Annotated in this window: 14 protein-coding genes and 1 tRNA gene; 7 read left to right on the top strand and 8 right to left on the bottom strand. The window is 71.3% G+C overall.

What is annotated here, in order from left to right; translation table 11 throughout:
- Window position 1 precedes the first annotated feature (1 nt).
- Window positions 2-706 (top strand): lysophospholipid acyltransferase family protein, encoded by a 705-nt coding sequence (locus tag ACSQ14_RS05380; protein ID WP_436010490.1) that lies wholly within the window; start codon window positions 2-4, stop codon window positions 704-706.
- Between the two features lies 1 nt (window position 707).
- Here ACSQ14_RS05380 and ACSQ14_RS05375 read toward each other — a convergent pair whose 3' ends face one another.
- A complete protein-coding gene (locus ACSQ14_RS05375) occupies window positions 708-1,376 on the bottom strand; it encodes a hypothetical protein (RefSeq protein WP_436010488.1) in 669 nt (222 codons plus the stop codon).
- 86 nt (window positions 1,377-1,462) lie between these two features.
- On the opposite strand from ACSQ14_RS05375, the gene ACSQ14_RS05370 reads away from it, so the two are divergent.
- The 3 genes from ACSQ14_RS05370 to ACSQ14_RS05360 all read left to right on the top strand — a co-directional run bounded on the left by ACSQ14_RS05370 (window position 1,463) and on the right by ACSQ14_RS05360 (window position 5,976).
- Window positions 1,463-2,200, top strand: a complete 738-nt coding sequence (locus ACSQ14_RS05370) for a CPBP family intramembrane glutamic endopeptidase (RefSeq protein ID WP_436010486.1) — start codon at window positions 1,463-1,465, stop codon at window positions 2,198-2,200.
- A gap of 74 nt (window positions 2,201-2,274) precedes the next feature.
- Complete coding sequence (locus tag ACSQ14_RS05365) at window positions 2,275-3,360, top strand: LLM class flavin-dependent oxidoreductase (RefSeq protein WP_436010484.1); 1,086 nt, start codon at window positions 2,275-2,277, stop codon at window positions 3,358-3,360.
- A 183-nt stretch (window positions 3,361-3,543) separates the two neighbouring features.
- On the top strand, window positions 3,544-5,976 hold the full coding sequence (locus ACSQ14_RS05360) for a TonB-dependent receptor (protein ID WP_436010482.1): 2,433 nt from the start codon (window positions 3,544-3,546) through the stop codon (window positions 5,974-5,976).
- A gap of 143 nt (window positions 5,977-6,119) precedes the next feature.
- Here the strand turns inward: ACSQ14_RS05360 and ACSQ14_RS05355 are convergent, their stop codons facing one another.
- Window positions 6,120-6,665, bottom strand: coding sequence for a gamma-glutamylcyclotransferase (locus ACSQ14_RS05355; protein WP_436010480.1), 546 nt, complete (start codon window positions 6,663-6,665; stop codon window positions 6,120-6,122).
- 24 nt (window positions 6,666-6,689) lie between these two features.
- Here ACSQ14_RS05355 and ACSQ14_RS05350 point away from each other — a divergent pair, with 24 nt between their 5' ends.
- Window positions 6,690-7,730 carry a DUF2125 domain-containing protein gene (locus tag ACSQ14_RS05350; protein ID WP_436010478.1) on the top strand — a complete coding sequence of 347 codons (1,041 nt, stop codon included), beginning with the start codon at window positions 6,690-6,692 and terminating at the stop codon, window positions 7,728-7,730.
- Here the strand turns inward: ACSQ14_RS05350 and ACSQ14_RS05345 are convergent.
- From ACSQ14_RS05345 to ACSQ14_RS05325, 5 genes are all read right to left on the bottom strand, one after another.
- Window positions 7,715-8,707: a mitochondrial fission ELM1 family protein gene (locus ACSQ14_RS05345; RefSeq protein WP_436010476.1), complete on the bottom strand. Its 993-nt coding sequence runs from the start codon at window positions 8,705-8,707 to the stop codon at window positions 7,715-7,717. The two genes, ACSQ14_RS05350 and ACSQ14_RS05345, sit on opposite strands and share 16 nt — an antisense overlap.
- A gap of 125 nt (window positions 8,708-8,832) precedes the next feature.
- The gene (locus ACSQ14_RS05340) at window positions 8,833-9,897 is read right to left on the bottom strand and encodes a cache domain-containing protein (protein WP_436010474.1); all 1,065 of its coding nucleotides are present in this window, start codon (window positions 9,895-9,897) and stop codon (window positions 8,833-8,835) included.
- A gap of 272 nt (window positions 9,898-10,169) precedes the next feature.
- The gene (locus ACSQ14_RS05335) at window positions 10,170-10,352 is read right to left on the bottom strand and encodes a hypothetical protein (protein WP_436010472.1); all 183 of its coding nucleotides are present in this window, start codon (window positions 10,350-10,352) and stop codon (window positions 10,170-10,172) included.
- On the bottom strand, window positions 10,352-11,125 hold the full coding sequence (locus ACSQ14_RS05330) for a hypothetical protein (protein ID WP_436010470.1): 774 nt from the start codon (window positions 11,123-11,125) through the stop codon (window positions 10,352-10,354). Before ACSQ14_RS05330 ends, ACSQ14_RS05335 begins: the two co-directional genes overlap by 1 nt.
- 88 nt (window positions 11,126-11,213) lie before the next feature.
- Window positions 11,214-11,290: transfer RNA gene (locus ACSQ14_RS05325), tRNA-Met, on the bottom strand.
- Between the two features lie 109 nt (window positions 11,291-11,399).
- On the opposite strand from ACSQ14_RS05325, the gene ACSQ14_RS05320 reads away from it, so the two are divergent.
- Complete coding sequence (locus tag ACSQ14_RS05320) at window positions 11,400-12,428, top strand: glycosyltransferase (protein WP_436010468.1); 1,029 nt, start codon at window positions 11,400-11,402, stop codon at window positions 12,426-12,428.
- Window positions 12,428-14,263: an asparagine synthetase B family protein gene (locus ACSQ14_RS05315; protein ID WP_436010466.1), complete on the top strand. Its 1,836-nt coding sequence runs from the start codon at window positions 12,428-12,430 to the stop codon at window positions 14,261-14,263. Before ACSQ14_RS05320 ends, ACSQ14_RS05315 begins: the two co-directional genes overlap by 1 nt.
- Window positions 14,264-14,371: 108 nt before the next feature.
- Here ACSQ14_RS05315 and ACSQ14_RS05310 read toward each other — a convergent pair whose 3' ends face one another.
- Window positions 14,372-15,484, bottom strand: a complete 1,113-nt coding sequence (locus ACSQ14_RS05310; protein WP_436010464.1) for an NAD(P)/FAD-dependent oxidoreductase — start codon at window positions 15,482-15,484, stop codon at window positions 14,372-14,374.
- Window positions 15,485-15,602: the final 118 nt, after the last annotated feature.

The raw sequence follows: 15,602 nt of genomic DNA, 5'->3' as shown, positions 1-15,602 counted from the left end.
CGTGATTGCGTTCCGCTCCGCCCTGTTCGTGGCGCTCTTCTACCTCTGGTCGGTGCTCGTCGCGGTTGGCTTCACGCCACTGCTGCTCGGCCCGCCGAAGGGCATCCTGTGGATGTTCCGCTTCTGGAGCGCCGGGGTCATGGCGCTGCTGCGGGTCGGCGGCATCCGCGTGGAGATCCGCGGCCGCGAACACATCCCGACCGGCCCGGCGCTGGTCGCGCCGAAGCACCAGTGCATGCTCGACGTCTTCGCCCAGTTCGGCGTCCTGCCGGCGACCGCCTTCGTGATGAAGAAGGAACTGGCCTGGATCCCGTGGTTCGGCTGGTACTCGCGCCGGGTCGGCAACATCGTCGTCGACCGCGAGGCCCATTCGGCGGCGCTGCGCAAGCTGGTGCGGGAGGCCAAGCAGCGGTTCGCCGAGGGCCGCCAAGTAGTGATCTTCCCCGAGGGCACCCGCACCGCCCCGGGCGCCGGCGGCGACTACAAGCCCGGCGTCGCCGCGCTCTACCGGCAGATCGACGTGCCGGTGCACCCGGTGGCCACCAACTCCGGCGTCCACTGGCCGGCGCACGGCTTCCTGCGCAAGCCCGGGACGATCGTCTTCGAATACCTGGAGCCGATCCCGCCGGGCCTGAAGCGCGACGCCTTCATGGTGCTGCTGCGCGAGCGGATCGAAACCGCCTCGGACCGGCTGCTGGAGCTGTAGCTCAGAACAGCGCGATCGGGAGGAGGATCGCCAGCAGATAGGCCACGGCGCGGACGAACGCCCAGCCTGCGGTCGCCGCGGCGCGCAGCAGACCGATCGACAGCCGCCGCGAAAACCAGCGCGTCTGGATGACCAGGAACCAGACCGTGGCCGCAGCGACCACCGCTGCGCCGGCGGCGCTCGTCGCCTCGCCCCGCTGGACCAGCACGCCGCCCAGCGAGACCGCCAGGGCGCACGGCGCGGCGAGATAGCACTGCGCGTAGAACGGCCCGCGCAGGGTTTCGCGCGAGACGGGTCGCCCCTGTCTACGCAGCAGGGTCAGGGCGGCGACCAGCGGGATCAGGCTGAAGATCAGCGAGCGGAACAACAGCAGGTTCTGCTGCGACGCCATCAGGATGCGGCTGAGCTCCGTGGTGGCGGTCGGCTTCGGCACATGGGCCGCCCAGGCGATCCCATTGGCCAGCACCAGCGTCACCAGCAGCAGCAGCGGCGGACTGAGCGCGTCGTCGTAGCGCCCCTCGTCAGTCTCCGCCTGCTCGCGATCGGAATAATCCATGGTCGCCAGCGGCCGCAAAAAGATCCGCGCCAGGGTCCGCGGATAGAAAAACAGCCAGCTCGTCACCTCAAAGATGAATTCCTCGAAGCTCCGGAGGATTTTCAACAGATCCACGGCCACTCCTGGAAAAGTTTGAACGGCGCTCTATCCGCGCGGCGCGGGTAGACTTCGGGCACGACCTCGTCGGACATTGCAGAAACATGCCCGCGGTCCCAAGCCCTGCGCGAGATTTCCCGTTCTACAACGGGATTCCCGTCCGCCTGTCCGCCGGGGCCTGGCTGGTCGTCATGGCCGCGGTCGCCGCGGCGTTCGGCGCGCTGATCTACCTGCCGCGGGTCTTGCCTTACCGCCACGACGCCTACCTCGGCGTCGCCGCTTTCGTGGCCCTACCGCTGATCGCCCTGCAGGTGACGGCGAAGCGCGGCTGGACGGCGCTCTTCCATCGGCCGACGGCGCGCGACCTCTGGATCGCCCTGGCGTTTGCGCCGGCGACCCTGCTCGCCTCGGCCGCCGCCGCCCTGCTGCTCATGCGGTTCGGCAAGGTGGTCGCGAACCCGGCGGCGGCGTTCCTGCACAGCTTGGAGGGATCCGAACGCTGGGCGTTCATCGCCGGCACGGCGCCGCAGCTTCTCGGCGAGGAGCTGATCACCCTCCTGCCGTTCCTCGGCCTGCTCAGCCTGCTGCACGCACGGGGAAGATTGCCGCGACGGACGGCTGTCGTGCTCGCCTGGATCGGCTCGTCGTTGATTTTCGGCGCGCTGCACCTGCCGACCTACCAGTGGCAGATGGGCCAGGCGCTGCTGGTGATCGGCGTCGCCCGGCTGGTGCTCACGGTTCCCTACCTGCTGACCAAGAACATCTGGGTCTCGACCCTCACCCACGTGGCCCACGACTGGAGCCTGTTCGCCGTCATCCTGCTGCTCGGCCAGCCGGCTTAAGTCAGGCCGGCCTTGAGTTCCGGCGGCGCTCCGCCGACTGTGTCCGCAAGCGAACAAGGTTCTGGGAGGCCGCGATGCTGGAGTTCTGGCGGGCCGGAGGCAGCGGCGGCAGCACGGCGGTGGCGGCGGCGCGCGCCGTCGAGGCCGAGGGCTGGGACGGCCAGGTGTTCATGGATTCCCAGTCGCTCAGCCATGACCCCTACGCCCTGATGGGCGCCTGGGCGATGGTCACCGAGCGGATCAAGCTGGCGACCGGGGTCACCAATTCGCTGACCCGGCATCCGGCGGTCACCGCCGCGGCGATCGCCACGGTCCACGACCTCTCCGGCGGCCGGGCCGTGCTCGGCATCGGTCGCGGCGACTCCGCCCTCGCCTACCTCGGCTTCGCTCCGGCCCGGCTGCCCGGGTTCGAGCGGGCGCTGACGGACCTGCAGGCCCTGCTCGGCGGCGACGAGGTCTCGTTCGGGGCCTCGACGCCTGGCGGCGACGCGCCGGCGCTGGAGACGCTGTCGCTCGGCGACCGGCCGGCGGCCGCCCGGCTGAAGTGGCTGTCCGAGACCCTGCCCAAGGTCCCGCTCGACGTGGCGGCCACCGGGCCGAAGGTGATCGAGATGGCCGCCCGCATCGCCGAGCAGGTGACCTTCAGCGTCGGCGCCATCCCCGAGCGCATAACCTGGGCGATCGACACCGCCCACGCCGCCCGCGGGGCCGCAGGCCTGCCCGCGGCGGGCGTCTCCTTCGGCGCGCAGATCATCGTCATCTGCCATACCGACCGCGCGGCGGCGCTGGAGATGGCGGCCAGCGCCGTGCCGCCGCTCGCCCGCTTCCAGGTGATCCAGGGCGCGGTGGCCGGCCCGGCCAGCGCCGACGACGCGGCCAACTTCGAGGGCGTGCGCCGCGGCTACGACATGACCCAGCACGACAAGAGCATGGCGACCAACAAGCTGATCGGCGCGGCGCTGACGCCGGCGTTCATCGACCGCTTCGCCATCGCCGGTCCGCCGGAGCACTGCGTCGAGCGGCTGCTCGAACTGGTCCGCTGCGGCCTCGAGCGCGTCGTCGTGGTCGGCCCCGGCTTCTATCCCGAGGCCCGGGGTCCCGGTCCCAGCCTGTTCTCCGCCGAGGTGATGCCGGCGGTCCGCACCGCCCTGCGCCGCTAGACGCCGGCGGTTTTCCCAACTGGTCCAAGGCCTTACGGCGCAGCTCCCAGCGTCGCGTTTCACGCCGGCAAAATAAGCTTGGCTGGAAAATCATAATCGCCTAAATGACACGCGCCGGGTGCCAATAGCGCACCGCCAAACTGGCCGACCCGCCTACGGAGCGGGGTCACTCGGGAGGGAAATTTGACGATCTGGATGCCCGCCATGCTTGCGGGAGCGAGCCTGTTTGCGCTCGCCTCTAGCGTACAAGCTCAGACCACGGATCAATCGGCCGTTCCCGCGGCCGCCGACGAAGTCGCGCTCGGCGAGATCGTCGTCACCGCCCGGCGCAAGTCGGAGAGCCTGCAGGACATCCCGCAGAGCCTCACGGCGATCACCTCCGACACCTTGCAGAAGCTGAACATCCAGCGCTTCGAGGACGTCTCCGCGGTCACGCCAGGCCTTTCGCTGACGACCGCCGCCTCCGGCTTCAGCACGACGGCCTCGGTCCGCGGGGTCACCTTCCAGTCGGAGTCGTCCGCCTCCCCGACGCTCGCCTTCTATCTGAACGATGCGCCGGTCGAGGCGACGACGCTGTTCCAGTCGCTGTTCGATGTCGGCCAGATCGAGGTGCTGCGCGGGCCGCAAGGCACGGTGCGCGGCATCTCCGCGCCGTCGGGGGCGATCACGGTGACGACCCGCCGGCCGAACCTGTCGGAGTACGGCGGCTACATCAACGCCACGATCACCGACCTGCAGGGCCGCAACGTCAACGGCGCGGTCAACGTGCCGGTGATCAAGGACGTGCTCGGCCTGCGCGTGGCGGCGTTGATCGACAACTCCGACTTCGACGGCGTGCGCAGCCTGAACAACCCGTTGCGGCCGAAACAGACCACCAGCGCGATCCGCACGAGCCTCAGCTTCGAGCCGAACGACTCCTTCAACCTGTACGTCAGCTACCTGAACATGGACCGGGCGCTGGAGTCCTTCGCCCAGGTCTCCGGTCCGGGCGCCGGCTACAACGGCCCGGCGATCGCGCCGGATCAGCGGCTCTCGGTCAACGACGAGCTGAGCCACGTTCACCAGCATTTCGACGTGGTGACCGCCCAGATCGATTCCCGTCTCTGGGGCCAGCGGCTGAGCTACGTCGGCGCCTACGCCAAGCAGAAGACGCTGTCGCGCGAGAACGTCGATCGCGGCAACGTCATTTCGGACTTCGAGCTGTTCAACTACAGCTACGTGCCGCAGGAGCGCACCTCGCACGAGATCCGCCTGTCCTCGGAGGCCGCCCCCGGCCGCTTCCTCGACTACACCGTGGGCGGCTTCTACCAGTGGATCGCCACCGACACCGACATCGTCCAGCCGCGGCTGTTCAGCGGCTTCTTCGGCGATCCGCGCACGCCCAGCCCGTTCACGGCCAACCCGCGCTTCGTCTCGCCGCTCAACATCTTCTCCCCGGTCCGGTCGCAGGAGATCTCGCTCTTCGGCAGCCTGACCGCGCACTTCGGCGAGAACACCGAGTTCACCGCCGGCGGCCGGCAGATCTTCGCCCGGGTGGTGCGCACCTCGACCAACACCTTCCTGCCGGGCGGCTTCACGGCCGTGCCGGCCACCGCCCTCGGCGGAAGCTGCGGCGCGCTGGCCAGCAGCTATCCCGGCTATTGCGACCAGCCGGTGTCGGGCCTGGCCGGGGTTCCGGGACGGCTGCACGTGAACGAGCAGCCGTTCATCTACAACCTCTCGCTGTCGCACCGCTTCAGCCGCGACTTCATGGTCTACGCCAACCACGGCACCTCGTGGCGCTACGGGCCGGCGGTGATCGGGATCACCAACGGCTTCAATCCGAACGCCGCCGATCCGAGCCTGCGCCAGCCCGACCCGGTGCTGACCGGCCTCTCCAGCCTGCGGGCCGAAACCTCGCGGTCGTATGAAGTCGGCTTCAAGTCGACCCTGCTGGACGGCCGGGCGCGCCTCAACGTCGCCCTCTTCCGGCAGACCTTCAACAACCTGATCATCCGAACCGAGCCGGTGCGCTACCTGTCCTATGACGGCCGCAGCCTCAGCCCGACGACCTTCAACTTCACCACCCAGGTCCCGGCGGTGATCGAGGGCTTCGACATCGACACCGCCTTGCAGATCACCCCCGACTGGAACGTCACGGCGGCGGTCAGCTACGCCGACGGGCAGATCGAGAATGGCCTTGTCCCCTGCAACGGCGTCATCCCCGCCGGCCAGCGCATCCTGATGTGCCAGACGAACGGATCGGCCTCGCGCGACCCCTACTGGAGCGCCACCGTGACGTCGGAGTACGTCCGGCCGCTGCACGACAACGTCGACGGCTTCGTCCGCGGCCTGTTCACCTACTATCCGGAGAACACCCGCCGGAGCGTTGCGCAGGTCATCGACAGCTACAACCTGCTCAACCTCTACGCGGGGCTGCGCAGCGACGACGGGGCCTGGGAGGTCGCGCTGTTCGCCAAGAACGCCTTCAAGACCGAGGAGACGCTGTCGCGCGACGCCGTCGCCTACACCGTGTCGGGCAACACCCTGCCGGGCACGAGCGGCTACTTCGGCACGACCTTCACGCCGCGCCGCGAGGTCGGGGTGAACGTCCGCTACGCCTTCGGCTCGCGCTAGACCCTGTCCCGCCTGACTTGAGGCAAGTCCGCGTTGATTCAACGCGAGTGGGAAGGGCTCGAGGCCGAGCCGCCTGAACCACGCGGCGACCACCCCTCCGCCGCTTTGTGGTCCCTCCCCCGGCGTCCGGGGGAGGGATTTTTTTAGCGCTTGGCCCCGGCGGGCTCGCGATGCTCGACCATGGTCAGCAGGTGCTCCATGGCGCTGTCGCGCACCCCTTCCTCGCGCAGGTGCGCCACCAGGTCCCGCAGGTAATCGATGTTCGGGCCGGACAGGCCGCGGGCGCCGGCGATCAGCTCGGCCTGGCGCTCCAGGCTCAGATTGCCGGCCCACTGGGCGTGCCGCTCGTCGGACAGGAAGACCAGCGCCTCGACCCGGCGGCCGTCGGCCAGCCGCACCGCCCGGCGCGATTCGATATAGGTCTCGGTCGGCTGCTCGCGCTCGAGCAGATAGGCGTAGACCCGCGGCCAGTCGGTCTCGGCCACCCGGAAGGCCGCGCCGCGCACCGCGCCGCCCGGCGCCAGCCCCAGCACCAGGCCCGGCCGCTCATAGGTCCCGCGGTGGTGCACCGAATAGATGCAGAAGGCGCGCCGGCGGCCATGCAGGGTCGCGACGGCCCGCTCGACGAACTCGAAGCCTGGCCGCCACATCAGCGAGCCATAACCAAAGACCCAGCGCTCGTCCGACATCCCGCCCCGCGCTAATGTAGCGCCATGTCTCTGCCTGATCCGCTCGCCGCCCGCAAACCCCGAAGGCTCGGCCTTTATCTTCCGTTCGTCCTGCTGCTCATCGCAGCAGTGGGCTGGACGGTCTTCTGGCTCTGGGCGCGAGGCGAGGTGCAGAAGCGCCTGGACGCCTCGGTCGCCGACCTCGGGCGCGCCGGCTACCAGCTCAGCTGGAAGGAGCGGACCATCGGCGGCTATCCGTTCCGCATGGACGTGACGCTGCGCGAGGCCCGCGTGCGCGAGCCGTCCGGCTGGGGCCTGGACGCGCCGGAGATCGCCGGCGAGGCCTTCCTCTATGCGCCGACCCACTGGGTGATCGCCGCGCCGCAGGGCCTGACCTTCGTGCGGCCGCGCGGCGGTTCGGTCGCGGTGGGCGGCAAGCTGCTGCGCGCCAGCCTGAACGGCCTCGAAAAGCGGCCGCCGAACTTCTCCTTCCAGGGCCAGGGCCTGACCTTCACTCCGGTCGCCGGCGCCGAGCCGTTCGCCCTGCAGTCGGCCGAGCTGGTCGAATTCCACCTGCGCCCCGGCCCCAACGACGAGGGCGGGGTGTTCGCCCGGCTGGACAACGGCAAGGCGCGGCTCAGCGGCCTGTTCGGCCAGATCGCCGGCGACAAGCCGGTCTCCCTCGTCTGGAACTCGACCCTGTCGAAGATCAGCACCTTCCATGGCGCCGACTGGGCCGATGCGGTGCGCCGCTGGTCCGACGCTGGCGGGCGGATGACCGTGCGCGACGCCAAGCTGACCGCCGGCGAGGCGCTGATCGAGACCAGCGCCAGCACGCTCGCCGTCGGCCGCGACGGACGGCTGCGCGGGGTGATGCCGGTCAGCCTGCGCCAGGCGCCGCGCGCCCTGGGCGCCATGGCCCAGACCGGCGTGCTGCCGGAGACCACCGCCAGCGCGGCCAGCGCGGTGGCGGCGGCGCGACAGACCGGCGAGACGACCCGCGCGACGCTGAACTTCGAGGCCGGCCAGATGACGCTCGGGCCGGTGGCGCTGGGCCCGGCCCCGCGGATCTACACGCCGCGTTGAGCCGTCAGGCCGCGCGCGGCGAGCAGCCGGCCGACCGCGGCGGCCGCCTCGGCGGTCGCATCGACCACCGGCCGCGGCGCGGGCTCGGTCCAGGCCCCGTCGCACAGGCGGATCAGGCCGCGGGCCTGCAGGCCGGCGACGAAACGCTGGTGCGTCGCGCGCAGCTGCGGGGTGAACACCTCGACCGGATGTGGCGTCGCCAGCGCCTCGGAGACCATCGAGGTGCTGTCGCCGGTGACCACCAGCCGGTCGGCCAGCGCCAGCACGCCGAGGTAGGGATTGTCGCCGTCGCGGCCCCAGACCCAGAGATCCGGATCGGCCTCGGCGGCCTCGGCGAACAGCGCCAGCACCGCGTCCGGCGTGCGCCGCGACGGCACGACGGCGACGCCGCCGCCGCTGGCCGCCTGCATCGCCCGCACCCGCTCGAGCAGCGCACGGCCTTCCTCGACACCGAACGCCGTGCGCCCGGCCGGGCCGCCGAGGATCACCCCGATCAGCGGCCGGCGCAGGCGCGAGAGCCGCGCGCGCCATTGCTCGGCGGCGGCCGCCAGCTTGGCCGGCGTGACGTCGTGCAGGGCGGTGGCGACGCGGACCACATTGGCCCCCTGCACCCGGTCGTGGTCCATGGCGACGATCAGGTCGAAGGCGCCGGCCCCGGCGCGCGGATCCTGCACGTGCACCAGCAGCGGCCGCCCGCCGGCCAGCCGGCGCGCCTCGCGGGCGATCAGCGCCGAACGCCGGCCGGAGGAGACGATCAGGTCGGGCCAGGGCGCCGCGATCCGATCACTGTCGGCGGTCAGCCCGCGCAGGATCAGCCGGCCGGACGGCAGCTTGCGCCACGGCGGCCGCGAGGTGATCACCTTCTCGACGACCGCCCCGGCGACCGCGCGGGCCAGGCCGCGAGCCTGGGTGCGCATGCCGGCCTCGCCGGTGGTCAGCGCCCAGGCCGTCAGTCCGCTGTGCTGCAGCTCGCCCAAGTCGTCCGCCTTCGGGAATGGCTCCTGCGGGCTGAGTAGCTTGCACCGGCCGGGGGCAGCAAGGCGCGCGGCGCGCCGAGGCCTGACCGTAGGGCGTCGAGAAGCGGCTGCCGGCCGCGGCCGAGCTAGGCCATGGCCGGCGTGCGGGCCCGGGCCGGGACTTCGCGGGTCGGGGCCAGCCGGTACTCGATCACCCCCAGCCAGCCGAGCCCCTCGTAGGTCTCGTAGCCGGGGGTCAGGGCGTAGGCGACCAGCCGGTCGTCCTCGACATAGAATCCGCGCGCGCGGCCTTCGGCCTTGAGCGCATAGGTCTCGTTCAGCGCGCCGCGGCCGTCGGAGGCGGCGATCACCCGGTGCTCGCCGTCGAGCAGCAGCACCCGGGCGTGCTGCTTCTCCTCCTCGGACAGGCCGACCCCGCCGACCACCGCGGCGGCCTGCGGCGCCCAGTCGAAGAAGATGCCGAGCGCACCGATCGGCTGGCCGTCCGGATCGGCGCCAGCGCGGATCGCGGTGGCGTAGGTCGCCGCCGGCGCGCCGCCGAGGGCCGGCGCGCTCGCCACGTCGGCGACTACGTACTGGTCGCCGTCGCGCGTCGCCATGGCGTCGCGGAACCAGGCCTGGCGCGAGACGTCGAGGCCAACCACGCCCGGATAGGCGACCGGCCGGCCGTTGGCCACCACCCGACCGGAGGCGTCGACCACCCAGAGGTCCAGGTAGACGGTGTAGGAGCGCAGGATGGTCGCCAGCCGCTCGGTCGCGTGGGCGGTCGAGGCCGCGCTCGGGGCCTCCAGCGCCTGGACCATCGCGCTGTCGGTCGCCCACCAGCGCACGTCGCAGGAGCGCTCATAGAGGTTGCGGTCGATGATCTCGACGGCGTTGAGCGCGATGTCCTGCAGCCGCGCACCGCGGAACGAGGTCATCATCTCGCCGCCGACCGTCTCGATCTGCGCGACGTTCGCCTGCACCGCCACCCGCAGCTGCTGGGCCACTTCGGTGATGTGATCCGACACGTCGCCCATCTCGTGGGCCACCACCCCGAACGCCGCGCCTGCGGCGCCGGCCCGCCCGGCCTCGATGCGGGCGTTCAGCGCCAGCAATCGGGTCTGCCGCATGATGCTTTCGATCTGCGAGATCTTCTCGCTGGTGACCCGGGAAACTTCCAGGGCGAGAGCCAAGATGTCGTCCTGCACGCGTCTCTCCAACCTAGTACACATGCAAAACAAAAGCCGGAAGTTAAACAGGTACTAACGCCAAAAAACGATCACTTACCTGACTCAAGAGTCGAAAACGTCCCAATTTGATCAATACTCAACCACAGATGTCACAGCGGGACAGATGACCCGCCGTCGAAAGGTGATGATTTAATCATCGCGCCGAGTCATCTGAGCAGTTTTCGCGCAAATCCCGCCGGCGGAGGTTCTGGCCGCCGCAGTCGGACCGGGCCCAGATTTTTTGGTTCGCCTCAGTCCGTCGCCAAGGTGGCGAGGAAGCGCTCGGCGCTCTGCCAGATCACTAGGTCGGCGCCGCAAGCCTCAACCTCCGTCCAGGCCACGCTCTTGGACCACAGGAACCGAACCTCGCGGAACACCGCCGACAGCGCCTCGGCGAAGCCGGCGTCGGCGGCGAAGCTGTCGCCGAAGATCATCACCCGCCGCGGATCCTGAGCCTGCGGATTGCTGAGGCCGAAGCGGGTGCCGCTGTTGCGGCCGGTAAGCGACAAGGTGCGCTCTTCGTAGAGGAAGCCGCCGAGGGGCTTGAGCGCGCCGTACTCCTCCTCAGCCGGTTGCTCGAAGAGGTGGGGCGTGAGGTCGTGGACGCCGCGCGCGCGCGCCGGTACGCGAAGGGCTGCGTCTCCGGATCGGCGCCGACGCCGATGACGCCCAAGAAGTCGAACAGCGCCGCGCAGCAGGCTGAGGGCGTCCAGTGCGAGTTGCGCCGGAAATAGGCCGGACCGTAAGGCTTCGAGGCGATCAGCGCCGGGGCGGCGTAGTGCAGTCGCGTCTGCGGGCCAAGTTCGGGCAACAGCCTGTTCAGCGGCCGCTGGGCGCCGTCGGGAACCGGCGCGGCCCAGCGCTGCTCGGGCAGCACCACCTGCTTCTCCGGGACCACCAGGTTCCAGAGCGCCACGCCGCGCCGCGCGGCCTCGGCCTGCCGCCGCGCGAGGACGTCGCGCCAGCCGGCGAACCACTCGGGCTGGATGTTCGCCCGCCCGAGGTGCTGGATTTCCCAATGGTTCGCGCCGTCGCCGATGAACAGGTGGCCATTAAACCCCGCCACCGCCGCGCCGTTCGGCGAGCGCACGCCGGCCTTCACCTGTCCCGGCACGCGCGCCGCGGCCAAGTCCATCCTGATGTCGAGCCGGCGGATCTCCGACAGCGTCAGGTGCAGAATGTCGGAGGTGGAATCGGCGGCGGTCATGGCTCAGGAGGTGCACTCGAAGTCGGCGAGCAGTCCAGCCTGTGAGCAGCCCGTCCGAGCCCGCGCACAGCCGGCGCGCGGGGAACCGTGGTAGCTGGGGGCGGGATCGAACCGCCGACCTGTGGGTTATGAATCCACCGCTCTAACCATCTGAGCTACCCAGCCACGGGTCTCGCAAGCGGGCTCGCGAGCGAGGCGCGGGTTATAGGGGCAGATTTTCCGCTCTTCAAGCGGCTTGGGCGCAGACGATTGAACCGTTAGGTTCATCCTCCTCATGAGCGTGCTCCACCTCCTAGGCACCTCCGGCGACGGCGGCGCTGAAACGTATTTTCTCGACCTGGTGCGGGCGCTCGCCCGGGCGGGCGTGAACGAGGCGGTGGCGCTGCGCCGCCACCCCGGGCGCGAGGCCGCGCTATGGGCCGCCGACGTCCCGGTGAAGGTGCTGCGGTTCGGCGGACCGATCGACATCCTGACCAAGACCGCCGCGGCCGGCTATGCCCGGCTGAACGGCGCGAAGCTGGCGCTGGCCTGGATGAACCGCGCCGCCCGGCACACGCCGAAAGGTCCCTGGGCGCGGATCGGCCGGCTCGGCGGCTACTACAATCTGAAATACTACGCCGGCTTCGACGAGCTGGTGGCCAACACCGAGGACATCGCCGAGTGGGTGGTGAACCAGGGCTGGCCTGCGGGCCGCGTGCGCTACATCCCGAACTTCGCCGCCGCGCCGGCCAACACCGCCCCGGTCGCGCGCGCCAGCCTGGCCACGCCGGAGGGCGCGCCGCTGCTGCTGGCGATGGGCCGGCTGCACGAATCCAAGGCCCACGACATCGCCCTGCAGGCGCTCGCCCAGCTGCCGGACGCCTGGCTGTGGATCGCCGGCGCGGGCCCGGAAGAAGCGCGACTGAAGGCGATGGCCATCGCGCTCGGCGTCGACCGCCGGGTGCGGTTCCTCGGCTGGCGCACCGACGCCTCGGCGCTCTACCGCAGCGCCGACGTCTGCGTCTTTCCGTCGCGCTACGAGCCGCTCGGCAATGTGGTGATCCAGGCCTGGGCGCACGGCCTGCCGGTGGTCGCCGCCGCCAGCCAGGGGCCGCGCGCGCTGATCGAGCATGAGCGGGACGGCATGCTGGTGCCGATCGACGACGCCGACGCCCTGGCCGACGGCGTCCGCGTGGTGCTCGCCGACCCGGAACTGCGCGAGCGCCTCGCCCGGCGCGGCAAGGAGCGGGTCGCGCTGGAGTTCTCCGAGGCCGCGGTCGTCGCCCAGTGGAAGGCGCTGTTCGCCGACTACGGAGCGGCCTGATGTGCGGCATCGTAGGCTGGCTGAGCCGCGCCCCAGGCGCGGCCGGCGAGGTTCGCGCCCGCGCCATGATCGGCGCGATCACCCACCGCGGCCCCGACGGCGTGCGGCTGGAGACCACCGGGCAGGCGGCGCTGGCCCACGCCCGGCTGTCGATCATCGACCTGGAGGGCGGCTGGCAGCCGCTGCACGCCGACGGCGCGACGGTCGTCGGCAACGGCGAGATCTACAACTACGTCGAGCTGACGCGCGACTTCCAGCTGGCCGGGCGGCTGGCCACCGGTTCGGACTTCGAGCCCTTGCTGCACCTCTACGCCGAGGAAGGCCCGGCCGCCTTCGACCGCCTGCGCGGCATGTACGCCTTCTGCCTGCTCGGCGCCGACGGCCGCGCCTGGCTGGCGCGCGACCCGTTCGGCATCAAGCCGCTCTACCTGCTGGAGCACGACGACGGCCTGGCCTTCGCCTCGGAGCCCAGAGCCTTCTTCGCCGCCGGGCTGGCCCGGCCCGAGCTGGTCGCCGAGGCCGGGCAGGAGCTCCTGGGCTTCAACTACACGGTCGGCGAGCGGACGCCGTTCAAAGGCGTCCGCCGGCTGGCGCCCGGCGAGGTGCTGGAGGTCCGTGACGGCCAGGTGGTCGGCGGCTGGCGGCGGCGGGCGCTGGCGCTGCCCCCTCCACCCCTTCGGGGTCCCCCTCCCCCAAAGGGGGAGGAGATTCGAAGCGTCCGGCCCACCTCTCCTCCCCCACAGGGGGAGGGGGACCGCGAAGCGGTGAAGGGGGCCGCCGCACCGCGGCGGCAAGAGCATCTGAGCGAAGCCGCCCTCCTCGCCCGACTCGACGCGGTGCTCGAGGATAGCGTCGCGGTGCACCAGCGCTCCGACGTGCCCTATGGCCTGTTCCTCTCCGGCGGCATCGACTCGGCGGCGATCGCCACCCTGATGGCGCGGCTGAACGAACGCCCGGTGACCGCCTTCACCTGCGGCTTCGACGCCCCCGGCGCGAAGGACGAGCGGGCCCAGGCCGAGCGGGTGGCCCGCGCGCTGAACCTCGACTGGCGCGAGACTCGGTTCGACGAGGCCGACTTCTGGCGGATCCTGCCGCAGGTCGCCTGGGCGCTGGACGATCCCACCGCCGACTATGCGACGTTGCCGACCTACAAGCTGGCCGAGGCGGCGAAGGACACCCTAACCGTGGTGCTGACCGGCGAGGGCGGCGACGAGCTGTTCGGCGGCTACGGCCGCTATCGCCGCGCGCTGCGCCCGGCCTGGCTGGGCGGCCGACCGGCCGAGCCCCGGCCCGGCGACGCCGGCGCGCTCGCCCGCTGGCGCGAGGAGGCGACCGCGCCCAAGCAGCTGACCGGCCTGCAGCGGGCGCAATGGGCCGACGTCGCAACCTGGCTGCCGAACGACCTTTTGCTGAAGCTCGACCGCTGCCTGATGGCGCACGGGCTGGAGGGGCGCACGCCGTTCCTCGACCCGGCGGCCGCAGCCTTCGCCTTTCCCCTGCCCGACCGCTTCAAGGTGCGCGGCCGCTACGGCAAGTGGCTGCTGCGCAAGTGGCTGGAGCGCGCCTGTCCGGCGGCCGAGCCGTGGGCCCGCAAGCAGGGCTTCACCGTCCCGGTCGAGGCCTGGATCGCGCCGCGCGCCGGCGACATCGGCCCGCGGATCGCCCGGCTTGCGGCGGTGCGCGCGCTGCGCGACCCCGAGGCTGTGCGCCAGGCCTTCGCCAGCGAAGCGCCCGGCCAGCGCTGGCCGCTGCTGTTCTTCGCCGTCTGGTCGCTGATCCACCTGGAAGGCGCGACGCCGCAGGCGGCGCTGGCGGAGGTGGTGGGCTCCATCTAATTCCGTCATCGCCCGGCTTGTCCGGGCGACCCATCCCGAGAAGTCGCTCCGCATCAGCTGCGGCCGGCGCCTTGGGCTGGGCGGCCCGGACAAGCCGGGCCGTGATCGTTATAAACCCAACCGTCCCGCCACCTCGTCGCCAAGCGCCAGCGACGAGGTCAGGCCGGGGCTCTCGATGCCGAACAGGGCGACCAGGCCCCTGATCCCGTGCGCCTCGGGCCCGTCGATGCGGAAGTCCGGCTGCGGCTCGCCGGGACCGTGGATCTTCGGCCGGATCCCGGCGTAGTCGGGGACCAGCGCGCCGTCCGGCAGGCCGGGCCAGAACTTGCGGATGTAGCCGTAGAACTCGCCGGCGGCGTCGGGATCCACGGTGTAGTCGGGGTGATCGACGTAGGACAGGTTCGGCCCGAAGATCCCCTGCCCGCCGAGGTCGCGGCGATAGTGGGTGCCGAGCGCGCCAGGGATCGGCGGCGGATAGACCAGCCGGGCGAACGGCGCCTTGCCGACCAGCCGGAAGTACATGCCCTTGCCGTAGTGGCCGGCCGGGATGGTCTCGGCCGGAAAGCCTGCGACGTGCGCCGCCACCCCTTGCGCCGACAGGCCGGGCGCGGTCACGAGATAGCGGCAGGTCAGCTCCGCCGGGTCGGCCCCGCCGGTGCGCACGGCGAAGCCGCCCTCGGCCAGCGGTTCGGCAGCCTCGAACGGCGTGCTCAGCGCCACCGCGCCGCCGGCGGCCTCGATCTCGCCGCGCAGCGCCAGCATGTAGCCGTGGCTGTCGAACACCCCGCTTTCCGCCGACAGCAGCGCGGCCTCGCAGGCCAGCTCCGGCTCCAGCGCCAGCGCCTCTGCCCGGGTCAGCCGCTGCATGCCCTCGACGCCGTTGACCATCGCCTGGTCGTAGATCCGCTCGAGCTGGGCGGCGCCCGCCGCGTCGGCCGCCACCACCAGCTTGCCGCAGCGATCGAAGTCGACGTGGTGGGTCTCCAGGAAGGCGTAGAGCTGGCGCCGGCCCACGACGCACAGCCGCGCCCGAAGCGAGCCGGTCGGATAGTAGAGGCCGCCGTGGACCACCTCGGAATTGCGCGAGGAGACGCCCTGGCCGATGGCGGCCTCCTGTTCGAGCACCACCACCGAGAGCCCGCGCTGCGCCAGCGCATAACCGCAGGCCAGCCCCACGGCGCCCGCGCCCACCACCACCGCGTCGAAGTCGTACTCGGCCATAAGGCGAGGCTAGCGCGCAGCGGGCTGGGGTGGAACATCAGACGACAATCGCCCTCTCCCCGCAGGACAGTCGCCCTCTCCCCGGTGGGGAGAGGGTTGGGTGAGGGGCGACGCTGAG

This window comes from Phenylobacterium sp. LjRoot219, assembly GCF_964252995.1.
Lineage (GTDB): Bacteria > Pseudomonadota > Alphaproteobacteria > Caulobacterales > Caulobacteraceae > Phenylobacterium.
This window is presented reverse-complemented; position numbering and strand designations above follow the sequence as displayed.

Bases quoted from the DNA above. Each gene is read 5' to 3' on its own strand.
- ACSQ14_RS05370 (WP_436010486.1), top strand. From the start codon at position 1,463: ATGCCCGCGGTCCCAAGCCCTGCGCGAGATTTCCCGTTCTACAACGGG.
- ACSQ14_RS05365 (WP_436010484.1), top strand. From the start codon at position 2,275: ATGCTGGAGTTCTGGCGGGCCGGAGGCAGCGGCGGCAGCACGGCGGTG.
- ACSQ14_RS05355 (WP_436010480.1), bottom strand. From the start codon at position 6,665: ATGTCGGACGAGCGCTGGGTCTTTGGTTATGGCTCGCTGATGTGGCGG.
- ACSQ14_RS05350 (WP_436010478.1), top strand. From the start codon at position 6,690: ATGTCTCTGCCTGATCCGCTCGCCGCCCGCAAACCCCGAAGGCTCGGC.
- ACSQ14_RS05335 (WP_436010472.1), bottom strand. From the start codon at position 10,352: ATGATCTTCGGCGACAGCTTCGCCGCCGACGCCGGCTTCGCCGAGGCG.
- ACSQ14_RS05330 (WP_436010470.1), bottom strand. From the start codon at position 11,125: ATGACCGCCGCCGATTCCACCTCCGACATTCTGCACCTGACGCTGTCG.
- ACSQ14_RS05320 (WP_436010468.1), top strand. From the start codon at position 11,400: ATGAGCGTGCTCCACCTCCTAGGCACCTCCGGCGACGGCGGCGCTGAA.
- ACSQ14_RS05315 (WP_436010466.1), top strand. From the start codon at position 12,428: ATGTGCGGCATCGTAGGCTGGCTGAGCCGCGCCCCAGGCGCGGCCGGC.
- ACSQ14_RS05310 (WP_436010464.1), bottom strand. From the start codon at position 15,484: ATGGCCGAGTACGACTTCGACGCGGTGGTGGTGGGCGCGGGCGCCGTG.